Genomic DNA, 12598 nt, shown 5'->3' with positions numbered 1-12598 from the left:
GCATGAACCGCCTTCGCCCCGACGCAGACGATAGCCGGTTCATCCGACGCGTCGTCATCCTGATCCTCATCGCCGCCGTGGTCGGCGCACTGTGGAAAGCGGGCGATCTGCTGATCCTGGCGTTCGGCTCGATCCTCGGCGCGATCGTCATCCACGCCTTCGCCGATCTGTACGCCGCGCGGCTGCGGATGTCGTCACGCGCCGCGCTCGGGCTGGCGTTCGCGACCGTGCTGGCGGCGGCGGCGTTTCTGGTGTGGCTGTTCGGCATCCAGTTCGGCCAGCAGATCAACGCGCTGGTGCTGCGGTTGCCGTCGCTGCTCCAGCAACTCGGCACCTATTTGTCGCAGACCCCGGTGGGTGCGAAAATCGTCGATGCGGTGCAGGCCGCCTTTGCCGGATCGCGCGTCGCGCGCGATATCGGCGGGCTGGTGACGGGCGGGGGCGAGCTGGTGCTCAACTGCCTGCTGCTGCTGGTAGGCGCCTTGTTCTTCGCGGCGGAGCCCAAGGTGTACGTGCGCGGCGCGCTGCTGATGGTGCCGCGTTCGATCCGCCCGGCGGTTTCCGACGCGCTCGGCGATGTCGAGCATAATCTGCGGCTGTGGCTGCGGGCGCAACTGATCGGAATGACGACGATGGGGCTGCTGGTCGGCTTCGGGCTGTGGGTGTCGGGCGTGCCGTCGTGGGCGGCGCTCGGGCTGCTGGCGGCGCTCAGCGAGTTCGTGCCCTATATCGGGCCGACCGCGGCGATGCTGCCCGCGCTCGGCCTCGGCGCGACCGTCGGCACCGGTCCGCTGATCGGCGCGCTCGTCACCTATGCGGTGGTGCGTCTGGTGCAATCGAACTTCATCACGCCCTACGTTCAGAACCGCGTCATCGCGATCCCGCCCGCGATCACTTTGTTCGCGATCATCGGCATCGGCATGGTGTTCGGGCTGTTCGGGCTGTTCTTCTCCGCCGCGCTTTTGGTGGTGATCTTTACCCTGATCCGCAGCCTGTACCTGCGCGACGTGCTCGGTGAGACCGTAGAATCCCCTAAGGAGTGACCGCGACTCGTGGATTAAGGCCAGTTAGCGAGAAATTAACCTTTGGCGTTCACCTATAAGGAGGTTAATAAGTATGTATTGAGTGCGCCGAGCCGAGGGGGGCGTCCGGGGCCGCGAACCGACGGGGAAACTGCCAGATGCGCGTGCTACTGATCGAAGACGAGCCGACCACCGCCAAGGCGATCGAGCTCATGCTCTCCGCCGAGGGCTTCAATGTCTATACCACGGATCTGGGCGAAGAGGGCCTCGATCTGGCGAAGCTGTATGATTACGACATCATCCTGCTCGACCTCAACCTGCCCGACATGCACGGCTACGACGTGCTGAAGAAGGTTCGTGTCGCCCGCGTGCAGACGCCGGTGCTGATCCTGTCGGGCATCAACGAGATGGATTCGAAGGTGCGCAGCTTCGGCTTCGGCGCCGACGATTACGTCACCAAGCCATTCCACCGCGAGGAACTGACCGCGCGCATCCACGCCGTCGTCCGCCGCTCGAAGGGCCACAGCCAGTCGGTCATCCGTACCGGCAAGCTCGCGGTCAACCTCGATGCCAAGACGGTCGAAGTCGATGGCAGCCGCGTCCACCTGACCGGCAAGGAATATGCGATGCTCGAGCTGCTTTCGCTGCGCAAGGGCACCACGCTCACCAAGGAAATGTTCCTCAACCACCTGTACGGCGGCATGGACGAGCCTGAGCTGAAGATCATCGACGTGTTCATCTGCAAGCTCCGCAAGAAGCTCAGCCTCGCCTGCGACGGCGACAATTACATCGAAACGGTGTGGGGGCGCGGATATGTTCTGCGTGAATCCGACGAGGTGGAAGCGACCGCCGTCGCCTGACGGCGAGGTCCGCTTCCCCTATCGGCTACCGGGAGGCGGCCGCGACGCCGGGGGGCGTCGCGGCCGCTTCGTGTTTTCGCGCAGGTGCCTCCCTACGCACCATCAGCCATGTCGCGCGACGTCGCCCGGAACGAACGAGGCGGCGCGAAACCCTCTTCGCCGTCGCCACAGGCCGCGCCAGGCCAGCACGAGCGTCTGCTACTTCCGTACCCAGACTTTCTCGCCGCCGACCCAGGTCTGCAACACCTTGGTCTCGCGCAGGTCCGTCGGCGAGGCCAGCAGCGGATCGCGATCGACGATGATGAAGTCGGCCCGCTGCCCGGGCGCAAGCCGGCCGAACTTGGCCTCGGCGAACCCTGCGTAAGCGGCATCCATCGTATAGGCGCGCCACGCCTGCTCGCGGGTGATCGCCTCCTGCGGTTGCCAGCCGCCATAGGGCTGGCCGGCCTTGTCCTGCCGCGTGAACGCCGCCGCCCAGCCGGCGAACGGATCAGGGCTTTCCACCGGATAGTCGGTGCCGAACGCCAGCGTTGCGCCGTTCGCCAGCATCGACTTCCACGCATAGGCCCCTGCCAGCCGCTGCGCCCCGAGCCGCGCCTCCGCCATCGTCTTGTCGGAGGTCGCATGGACCGGCTGCATCGACGCGATCGTACCGTTCTTGCCAAAGCGCGGCAGATCGGCGGGATCGACCACCTGCGCATGTTCGACGCGCCAGCGGCGATCGCCCTTGTAGGTCTGCGCCATCTCGTCGATCGCATCGAGCACCTGCGCATTGGCCTTGTCGCCGATCGCATGCACGGCGACTTGATAGCCGTCCATCGCCGCGCGGCTCATCAGGTTGCGGATCACGTCGTCGCTCATGAAGCCCGCGCCGGACTGCCCGGGCGCATCGCCATACGGCGCCTTCAGCCACGCCCCGCGCGAGCCGAGCGCGCCATCGGCATACAGCTTGACGCCGCCCATGTGCAGCTTGTCGGCATAGAGCCACGGCGTCGGACCGCCTCCGCCGATCCGCACAGCCGTCTCCACGCCGAGCGCATAGCTCATGATCCGCACGCGCAACCCACCGACATCGGCCATGCGGCGGAACGACAGCCAGTCGTCCAGGCTGCTGCCCATATCCGCCGTGGCGGTGATGCCGTAGCTCAGCAACATATCCTGTGCACGCAGGAAGGCGGCGTCGCGCTCCTTGGGCAGCGGCTGCGGCACGACCTTGGCGACGAGGTCCTGCGCGGCATCGACGAACACGCCGCTCGGGGCATTGCCTGCCTTCTCGATCCGGCCACCGGGCGGCGAGACGCTCTTGGGCGTAACGCCCGCCGCCTTCAGCGCTGCGCTATTCCCCCAACTGGCATGCCCGTCGACGCGCGACAGCCACACCGGACGGTCGGACACCACCGAGTCGAGATCCGCCGCAGTCGGGAACCGGCCGAGCCCCCACGCCTCCTGATTCCAGCCACCGCCGACGATCCACTTCCGCTCCGGGTTGGCGGCGGCATAGGCGGCGATCTTCGCCTTCGCCTCGTCGAGCGAGCGCGTGCCCGACAGGTCCAGCTCCATCGCGCGAAAGCCGAGTTCCATGACATGCCCATGCGCATCGACGAAGCCGGGGAGCAGCACCTTGCCCTTCTCATCGGCACGCCAGTCTAGCCGTTCGGGGCGTTTGTCGTTCGTTTGCAGCAGCTTCACCACCTTGCCCTCGGGGCTGACGAGCAAGGCGGTGAAGCGGAACACCCGCCCGTCCTTGTCGAGCGTCATGCCGTTAACATTGTCGATCAACGCATCGGCGAACGCGGGGGTGGCGATGGCAAGTGCGCCGAGCGCAACAAGGGGGAGAGGCATACGCATGCCGCACGCGATAAGGCGTGTTCCTTCGTCGCGCCAGATGGTCTAGGGCGCGCGCCTGTCCCGGAGCCGGGGCGACATGGAAACCGAAACGATGGCAAGCCAAGCGAAACCCGCCCCCGAAATCCTGCCCGTGACGATCGACGACGTTCGCATGGCGCATGCGCGGATCGCCGACGCCATCGTCCGCACGCCGACCTTCATCAGCCGCACGCTCTCGAAACTGACCGGCGCGACCGTGTATCTGAAGTTCGAGAACCTCCAGTTCACCGCCGCCTACAAGGAACGCGGCGCGCTCAACACGCTGTTGCAGCTTGAGGCGAACGATCTCGGCGTCATCGCCGCATCGGCCGGCAACCATGCGCAAGGCCTCGCCTATCACGCCAACCGGCTCGGTATTCCCGCCACGATCGTGATGCCGACCACCACCCCGACCGTGAAGGTGATGCAGACCGAGAGCCACGGCGCCAACGTCGTTCTGTTCGGCCAGACCTTCGACGCGGCCTATGCGCATGCGCGCGAGCTGGAAGCGGAGCGCGGCTACACTTTCGTCCACCCGTTCGACGATCCGCGCGTGATCGCAGGGCAAGGCACCGTCGCGATCGAGATGCTGGCGGACGCCCCCTCGATCGACACGCTGATCGTGCCGATCGGCGGCGGCGGGCTCATCTCGGGCATGTCGACCACCGCGCGCGCGATCAGCGCCGAACGCGGCGGCGCGCCGATCGAGGTGATCGGCGTGCAGGCCGAACTGTTCCCCTCGATGTACAACCGTATCAACGGCACCGACATGGCATGCGCAGGTGATACGCTGGCCGAAGGCATTGCGGTCAAGGAACCGGGCGCGATCACCTCGAATATCGTCCGCGCCCTGGTCGACGATATCGTGCTGGTGAGCGAGCGGAGTCTCGAGGAAGCGGTCAGCCTGCTGCTCCAGATCGAGAAGACCGTCGTCGAGGGCGCGGGTGCGGCGGGCCTCGCTGCCTTGCTCCAGCATCCCGAGCGCTTTCGCGACAAGACCGTCGGCATCATCCTGTGCGGCGGCAATATCGACACGCGGCTGCTCGCCAACGTACTGCTGCGCGATCTCGCCCGGTCGGGACGGCTGGCACGGCTGCGCATCGTGCTGCGCGACCAGCCCGGCGCGCTCTACGGCGTGGCGCGGATCTTCGAGCAGGAGCGCGTCAACATCCTCGAACTGGCGCACCAGCGTATCTTCACGAACCTGCCGGCAAAGGGCCTCAGCCTCGACGTCGAGTGCGAGACGCGCGACCTCGCCCATCTCGAACGGCTGAAGGCCGCGCTCCACGCCGAGGGGTATGAGGTGAGCCCGGTCGAACTCGGCTGACGAGCGGAATCACGCGCGCGACGGACCGAGGCGCGCGCGTCTTTTCGCTGCACGCTGCGGGGCGTATGCTGCGGGTGTCTCACGCGGTGCGACGATCCCGACCCGTTTCGGGCTCCGCAAGGCCGATCGGCACGCGACATGAAACTTTGCAGCCGTTAACCTTCATTGATGGTAAAGCGGCTTTTCATCACCGGCGCGGCGATTCATAAGAGGATCAGGCCCTGCATCGGCAGCGGCCATGAAAGGACCAGCCGGCGGTGAGTGCGCCATTTCGTTTCCCCCGCTTCTTCGTCACCAGCCCCTCGCCGTGCCCGTATCTGCCCGGCCGCCAGGAACGGAAGGTCTTCACCGAACTGCGCGGGCCGCACGCCGGCGACCTGAACGACGCGCTCGGCCGAATCGGCTTTCGCCGCAGCCAGTCGGTCGCCTACCGGCCGAGCTGCGCGGGCTGTTCGGCCTGCGTCTCGGTACGCGTCGTCGCCTCGGAGTTCGTCGCCAACGCCACGCAGCGCAAGCAGATCCGCCGCAACGCCGATCTCGACGTCTCCGCCTGCCGGCCGTGGGCGACCGACGAGCAGTTCCAGCTGCTGCGCCGCTATCTGGGCGCGCGCCACCCCGGCGGCGGCATGGCCGAGATGGACGAGCAGGACTATGCCGACATGGTCGAGCATTCGCCGGTCAATAGCTTCGTCATCGAATATCGCGAGCCGGCGGTGAACGGCGCGCGCGGCAAGCTGATCGGCGCCTGCCTGACCGACCAGCAGGCCGACGGCCTGTCGATGATCTACAGCTTCTTCGACGCCGACGAGGGCGCGCGCCCCGGCTTCGGCAACATGATCATCATGGACCACATCATGCGGGCGCGGTCGATTGGGCTGCCCTATGTGTACCTCGGCTATTGGGTGAAGGGCTCGGCGCGCATGGCGTACAAGACGCGCTACCGCCCGATTGAGGTGCTCGGGCCCAAGGGCTGGACGCTGCTGACCGACGAGGATGCGACGTACCGGCCGCCGGCGCAGCATTATTCGATACTGGCGGATGAGATCGCCTGAGAGCGTGCTGCGGCAGAGCGTCAGGGTTTGGGGACGGCGGGCGGGGAGCCATCGATGTGGCCCAGCCAGAAGATACCGTCATAATCCGTATCCGCTTCGACCCCGGGGACCGGTTCCAAAGAGATGAAGGCCGGACGCTGTAGCGCGACCGTGCTGGGGCGGGGGTGGGTTCCGCACGTTACGGCGTCCGTGCTTATCGGCTTACCCTTCTCAGGCGTGAAACCCGGTTTGAGAATACAGTTCCAGGCGCTTCCATCGCCGGCGCGCATCAACAGCGAGACGATCTCGGACGACGAGGCAAGCTGCATCGCCATCGGTTTGAACACCACGCCCCCACGCTCCACCACGTTTTTACGCGCATGAAGGCTCCCGGTCAGCACGAGGACATTATCGTACCGATGCGCCGCCGCGGCATCGCGGATATTCTCCGCCTGCGCGGCCTCGTGCGGGCCCTGCCCCGGTAGCGCCTTGAAGCGATCGCGTTGCGCATCATCCCGCGCGCCATTGAAGGCGACGATGTTTATGACGCGCCCAGCCTCCTTCAACGCGTGAAGCTCGATCAGCAACCGCAGCATGGCTTCGCTGGCCACACCGTCCTCGCGGCCCGCCCAGCCCACTTTCACCAACGCGCCTTCGAACTGCGGTTGCTTCAGCAACCAGGCAGACTGGAACGCGGCATCGTTTACGGACGAATGCTCCACCGCGACGAGGATGCGCTGCCCCTTTGCAGCAAGCGCGCACGCTACCCTTCCCACGAACTCGGGGGCCTGCTTCGTTCCATGTTCCTCGCCGAAGATGACGAAGCGCGGTCGCCGTTCGACGACCTGCGACCAACCGTCCGGTAGCGAGCAAGCGCCCGGACGTCCCTCGTCCGACGCCACGCTTGAGCCAGTCGAGCCGGCTTTGCCTTGCGCTTGCACCGGTGAAGCGAACGTGACGACCAGCAGCGCCAGACAATGCGCGACGGACAGCATCTTGTTGCAGTGTGCCACGATCTTCCCTCCCCGGATAGATTGCATTGAACGGCAAACGGCAGAGCGCAGATGCCCCTCACCCGAACTTGAACTGTCCCGCGATCGCGAAGTGCAGTTCATCGTTCTCCGCCAGAAACCGTTCGAGATACTGGTGCAGCCCGCTGGCGATCACGTCCTTCGATCGCGTTTTGAGCATGTGGGCGTGCCGGTCGCGCGCCATCTGGTCGGCTTCGCCATGCATGCCGGTGCGTTTGGCCAGCAAAGTCAGGATCTCGACCGCTTCCTCCACCGACGCGGCGAGGCTGCGCGGCAGTTCGGCGCGTGAGATCAACAGGTCTATTACGTTCGCCGGCAACAGCCCGTCCGAGTAGAGCCAGCGATACGCCGTCACCGCCGACACGGTTTGCAGGATCGTCGTCCACTGGTCGCGGTCGACCACGCCGCCGACCGGCTCGCCTGCGGGCAGCAGGATGTGGTATTTCACGTCGAGCAGCCGCGCGGTGTTGTCGGCCCGCTCGACCGCCTGCCCGAGCCGGATGAACCAGGTCGTCTGGTTGCGCAGCATGCGGTGGATCGCGCCCTCGAACCCGCGCGTCGCCGCCTTGACCGATTCCGCCAGCGCCAGAGTCGCGGCGGCACCGCCGGGCGCGGCGCGGTTCTGGAACAGCAGCCACGCCTGGTTGATCCCGGTCCACGCCTCACGCGTGAGCGCGGTGCGCACCGCCCGCGCGTTGTTGCGCGCGAGATCGAGCGAGCGCACCAGCGATCCCGGATGGGTGGCGTCGAGCGTCAGGAAGCGCGCGACCGAGTCCTGCCCGATCTCCTCGCCGGTCCTGGAGAACGCGTCGACCGTGTCGGTGACGGCGAGCGCAGTCTCCCACGCGACCCGGCCCGCCGGGCGTGGCGACAGCGCGTCGAGCCGGATCGTCGCCTCGACCAGACGCGCGATGAAATCGGCACGCTCGACGTAGCGGCCGAGCCAGTAGAGCGACGAAGCGGTGCGCGACAGCATCAGTTGCCGCCCATCGTCTGCGACATCCTGCCCATCGACTGGCTCATCGCACCCGGTCCCTGCGCCTGTACCATCGCGCCGTCGTCCATCAGCACGAAACTGTCCTTGGTGCCCCCGCCCTGCGACGAGTTTACGACCAGCGACCCTTCCTTGAGCGCGACACGGGTAAGCCCCCCGGGCACGACCTGAACCCCGCACGATCCGGTCAGCACGAAGGGGCGGAAATCCACATGGCGTGGGGCGAGCCCGGCCTCGCTCAGGGTCGGCACCGTCGACAACGCGAGCGTCGGCTGCGCGATGTAGCGGTGCGGCTCTGCGATCAGCGCGGCGCGGAACGTCTCGATCTCCGCCTTGGACGCGGTTGGCCCGACCAGCATGCCGTAGCCGCCGGATCCGTCGACCAGCTTGACTACGACGTGTTCGAGATTGTCGAGCACGTAACGCAAGGCATCGGGCTCGCGGCAGCGCCACGTCTCGACATTGGGCAGCCGCGCCTCGCCGCCCGAATAATATTTCACGATCTCGGGCATGTAGCTGTAGATCGCCTTGTCATCGGCGATGCCGTTACCGGGTGCATTAATGAGCGCGACGTTGCCGGCCGCATAGGCACGGATCAGCCCCGGCACGCCGAGCATCGAATCGGGGCGGAACACTTCGGGGTCGAGGAAATCGTCGTCGATGCGGCGGTAGATCACGTCGATCTTTACCAGCCCGCCGATCGTGCGCATCCAGACGATATCGTCCTGCACGCACAGGTCAGCCGCCTCGACCAGTTCGATCCCCATCGAATCGGCGAGGAAACTGTGTTCGTAATAGGCCGAGTTATAATGGCCGGGTGTCAGCACCACGCACACCGGCGCGGCAACCGCGTGCGGCGCGACCGAGCGCATCGTTTCGAGCAGCCGATCGGGATAGCTGTCCACCGCCGCGACACGGAAATGGCCGAACAGTTCGGGGCACAGCCGCAGCATCGCCTCGCGGTTCTCGAGCATGTAACTGACGCCCGAGGGTGTGCGGGCATTGTCCTCCAGCACATAAAACTTATCCGGCCCGGTGCGGACGAGGTCGATCCCGCAGATATGCGCCCAAATGCCGTGCGGCGGACGCATGCCCGCGATCTCTCGGCGGAACTGCGGATTGCCGAGCACGAGATCGGCGGGCAGCACCCCGTCTTTCAGGATCTTCTGCGCGCCGTAAATGTCGTCGAGGAAGGCGTTGATCGCCTCGACCCGCTGCACCAGCCCTTCGGACAGCCGTGCCCATTCGCTGGCGAGAAAGATGCGCGGCACGATGTCGAACGGAATGATGCGCTCGCTCGCGTCGCTGTCGCCATAGACCGCGAAGGTGATGCCGAGCTGGCGGAAGGTAGCCTCGGCCGATTGCTGGCGACGGCGCAGTTCAGCGGCGGGCGTGCCGTCGATCCATGTCCCGAGCGCGGCGAGTTCGGTGCGGGGTGTCGTCGACCCGGCCTGACCCATGATCTCGTCGAACGCCTGTGGTATTCCCATCGAACCGGTAACGTCCCTCTTGATCCAGAGGTGCATGCTGCGACGGATTGTTGCGCCGCACAAGGCGGTTTCTTGAAGGGAAAATCGGCGTCGGGCTATTTGCCGAAGTCGCCCCGCGCCGCGCTGACGATCCGAGGAAGCTGCGTGCGGTCGATGAAGGCATTGGCATCACCCGCCTGCGCGCGTGCCTCGCGGCCGAGCACGTCGGCGAGTTCGGGGTGCATCGGCAGCACGATATCGGCGGGCATCGCCCCCATCCGCGCGAAGCTCCTCCGGTAATCGGCGACGATGCCGGGATATGCGCGATTGCCCTTCAGCACGTTGCCCGCGACCGTCAGGCTGCACGGGAACACCACGCGCAACATCCGCCCGCGCTCGGTGATTGGCATCGACCAGGTGGTGCAGCCCGGCGTATGCCCCGGCGTGAGCGTCGCGGTGATGACGATGCCGCCGAGACGCACCGCCTCGCCGTCACGCACGACGCGATCGACCGGTACGGCGGGGAAGCGGGTGTGGCCGTTTTCGTTATCCGCCTCGTGCCGCCCCGCGCGCAGCGCGGGCGCGTCGGCGGCGGAGGAGACGAGCTTCGCGCCCGTGTCGCGGCGGAGCTGTGCGAAGGCGGCGGCATGGTCGAAATGCGCGTGCGAGTTGAGCATCCACTTGAGCTGCCCCGGCCCCACGCCGATCGTGCGCAGGTTGCGTTCGATCTGCGACGCATCGGCGGCAAGCCCGCTGCTGACGAGGATCGTGCCCGCCTCGCCCTTGATCGCATAGACGCCGAGCCCCTTTGTCCCGACGTACCAGATCGGCCCGGCGATGTGGAACGGCCGCTGCGGTTGCGACCAGCTTGCCGGGCCGTCGGCGGCGGCTGGTGCGGCGATCAGCGCGGCGAGCGCAAGGAGCAGGCGTTTCATCATAGCGCGGCGAGTATCCCCGGAGTCAGCACCTGCGGCAAGACCTGCGGCTCGGCCGCGCCGGGTGCGTAATAGAGGTACAGCGGAACGCCAGCGCGATTATGCGCCTCGATGAAGCGGCCGAGCGCGGCATCGCCGTTGGTCCAGTCGCCGACCAGCACGGCGACGTTCTTCTTCGCGAAGGCGGCACGCGTTGCGTCGGTCTCGATCGCAGCCTTTTCGTTGACCTTGCAGGTTAGGCACCAATCTGCCGTGAAATAGGCGAACACCGGGCGGTTGGCGGCGCGCAACTGCGCGAGCTTGTCTTCGCTGAACGGCTCTTCGTCGGCCGAGGAGGCTACGGCGGCGGTCGGCTTGGGCAGGCGCGCGATCGAGCCACCCGCGAACGCCGCCACCGCAACGATGCCGACCAGCGCGACCACACCGAACGGCTTGCCGCGATGCTGGCGAAGGCCGCCCCACCACAGCAGCAGCGCGACCGCCAAAGCGGCCACCAGCGCGCCCGCGAGGCCATCAGTGCCGACCTGCCGCCCCAACACCCACGCCAAGGCGATCGCGGTCAACCACATCGGGATCGACAGGATGCGGCGGAACGTCTCCATCCAGCCTCCGGGTTTGGGGAGCAGTTTCCGCAAGGCGGGTACGAAGCCGAGCGCGAGGAACGGCAGCGCCAGCCCCAGCCCCAGCCCGGCGAACACCGCCAGCGCCGCATACCACGGCAACACCAGCGCCGCGCCGAGCGCCGCCCCCATGAACGGTCCGGTGCACGGCGTCGCGATGAACGCGGCGAGCGCACCGGTCGCGAACGCGCCGCCCGCGCCACCTGCACGGTTGACGAACTGTGGGGTCGGGATCTCGAACAGACCGCCGAGGTTGAGCGACAGCGCCACCGTCAACAGCAGCAACACGACGATCGCGCGTGGATCCTGCAACTGGAACGCCCAGCCGACCGCGCTGCCGCCCGCGCGTAAGCCGAGGATGATCGCGCCCAGCGCCACGCACACCGCGACCACGCCTGCGGTATAGGCGAGCGCCTCGTGACGCGCCGACCGCTCGTCGAGGTGCCCGCGCGCGAGGCTCAGCGCCTTGAGGCTGAGGATCGGGAACACGCACGGCATCACGTTGAGGATCAGCCCGCCCAGCATCGCCCCTGCGAGCGCGATCAGCGTCGCGGTGAGCGCGCCGTTCGCGGGTGCGCCGTTCGCCGCATCGTCGGGCGCGTCACCCGCCGCCGCGACCGCGCCCGGCTTCGCCTGCACGATGAGCCCCTTGCCGCCGCCGATCGCCAGCACGCCGCTGAGCGCGCCCGTGCCGCCCGCGCCTGGCTTGGTGGCGATCACCACGCGGTCGCCGTCGCGCGTGATGGTCTGCTTGGCGGCATAATCGACGATGCCGGTCGAAATCGGATAGAAATAGGCGTCAGTCAGCGGCGCGCTCGCTGGATAGGGTACGCCGATCCGCAACGCGCCGTTCGCCACCTCGAACGCTGCCGGACTGCCGAGCGGCTTGGGAATGGCCTGCCGCCACGCGTCGAAGCGAGCGCGATTCCCCGCCGTCACCGCGCCGTCGCCGATGGTCAGGTCGATGGTGAGATCGGCCGATTCGGGCACGCACACGCTCGTCGTGCAGACCAGATAGTCGGCGTGAAGCTTGACTGGCAGTTTGGTGCCCGTCGCAAGTCCCACCGGCACATGTAACGTCACCAGCGGCGCATAGGGCTTTTCGAACACATAGTTCATCAGCCCGGCAACCAGCAGCCGCTCGGGCACCGGATAGACCGGCGCATCGGCGCTCGCACCCTTGGGCAAGGTCCAGTCGAGTTTCTCGGGGAAGCCGGCGTCGCCCGGGTTCTGCCAGTAGCCGTGCCAGCCGGGTTCGGGCCGCGTATCGAGCGCGAGCGTGACCGTGCCGCCCGCCTGCGGCGTCATGCTCTCCGCCGCCAGCCGGATCGCGAGATGCGGGCCGTCGCCGAGCGCGCCGGGCGCATCCGCCCACGCAGCGCCGGCGGCAAACATCGCGAGGATCGTCACGAACAGGTAATGAAGCGCACGCATCGGCAATCC

Annotated in this window: 10 protein-coding genes; 4 read left to right on the top strand and 6 right to left on the bottom strand. The window is 67.0% G+C overall.

Annotated features, from left to right (window positions below; translation table 11 throughout):
- Nucleotides 1-2 precede the first annotated feature (2 nt).
- A complete protein-coding gene (locus tag AC3ANX_RS08535) occupies nt 3-1043 on the top strand; it encodes an AI-2E family transporter (protein ID WP_488336568.1) in 1041 nt (346 codons plus the stop codon).
- A gap of 137 nt (nt 1044-1180) precedes the next feature.
- Nucleotides 1181-1882, top strand: coding sequence for a response regulator transcription factor CtrA (gene ctrA, locus AC3ANX_RS08530; RefSeq protein WP_488336567.1), 702 nt, complete (start codon nt 1181-1183; stop codon nt 1880-1882).
- A gap of 198 nt (nt 1883-2080) precedes the next feature.
- On the opposite strand, the gene AC3ANX_RS08525 is transcribed toward ctrA, so the two are convergent.
- Nucleotides 2081-3730 carry an amidohydrolase gene (locus tag AC3ANX_RS08525; RefSeq protein ID WP_488336566.1) on the bottom strand — a complete coding sequence of 550 codons (1650 nt, stop codon included), beginning with the start codon at nt 3728-3730 and terminating at the stop codon, nt 2081-2083.
- Between the two features lie 91 nt (nt 3731-3821).
- Here AC3ANX_RS08525 and AC3ANX_RS08520 point away from each other — a divergent pair, with 91 nt between their 5' ends.
- On the top strand, nt 3822-5075 hold the full coding sequence (locus AC3ANX_RS08520) for a threonine ammonia-lyase (RefSeq protein ID WP_488336565.1): 1254 nt from the start codon (nt 3822-3824) through the stop codon (nt 5073-5075).
- A 257-nt stretch (nt 5076-5332) separates the two neighbouring features.
- The gene (locus AC3ANX_RS08515; RefSeq protein ID WP_488336564.1) at nt 5333-6127 is read left to right on the top strand and encodes an arginyltransferase; all 795 of its coding nucleotides are present in this window, start codon (nt 5333-5335) and stop codon (nt 6125-6127) included.
- A 20-nt stretch (nt 6128-6147) separates the two neighbouring features.
- Here AC3ANX_RS08515 and AC3ANX_RS08510 read toward each other — a convergent pair whose 3' ends face one another.
- From AC3ANX_RS08510 to AC3ANX_RS08490, 5 genes are all read right to left on the bottom strand, one after another.
- Nucleotides 6148-7119 (bottom strand): hypothetical protein, encoded by a 972-nt coding sequence (locus AC3ANX_RS08510; protein WP_488336563.1) that lies wholly within the window; start codon nt 7117-7119, stop codon nt 6148-6150.
- Between the two features lie 58 nt (nt 7120-7177).
- Complete coding sequence (locus tag AC3ANX_RS08505; protein ID WP_488336562.1) at nt 7178-8113, bottom strand: alpha-E domain-containing protein; 936 nt, start codon at nt 8111-8113, stop codon at nt 7178-7180.
- The gene (locus tag AC3ANX_RS08500; RefSeq protein ID WP_488336561.1) at nt 8113-9621 is read right to left on the bottom strand and encodes a circularly permuted type 2 ATP-grasp protein; all 1509 of its coding nucleotides are present in this window, start codon (nt 9619-9621) and stop codon (nt 8113-8115) included. Before AC3ANX_RS08500 ends, AC3ANX_RS08505 begins: the two co-directional genes overlap by 1 nt.
- A 95-nt stretch (nt 9622-9716) precedes the next feature.
- Nucleotides 9717-10535, bottom strand: coding sequence for a subclass B3 metallo-beta-lactamase (gene bla / locus AC3ANX_RS08495; RefSeq protein WP_488336560.1), 819 nt, complete (start codon nt 10533-10535; stop codon nt 9717-9719).
- Nucleotides 10535-12589: a protein-disulfide reductase DsbD family protein gene (locus AC3ANX_RS08490; protein ID WP_488336559.1), complete on the bottom strand. Its 2055-nt coding sequence runs from the start codon at nt 12587-12589 to the stop codon at nt 10535-10537. The genes bla and AC3ANX_RS08490 overlap by 1 nt, the downstream gene beginning before the upstream one ends.
- Nucleotides 12590-12598: the final 9 nt, after the last annotated feature.

Source organism: Sphingomonas sp. BRN-1R, from assembly GCF_057748035.1.
This window is presented reverse-complemented; position numbering and strand designations above follow the sequence as displayed.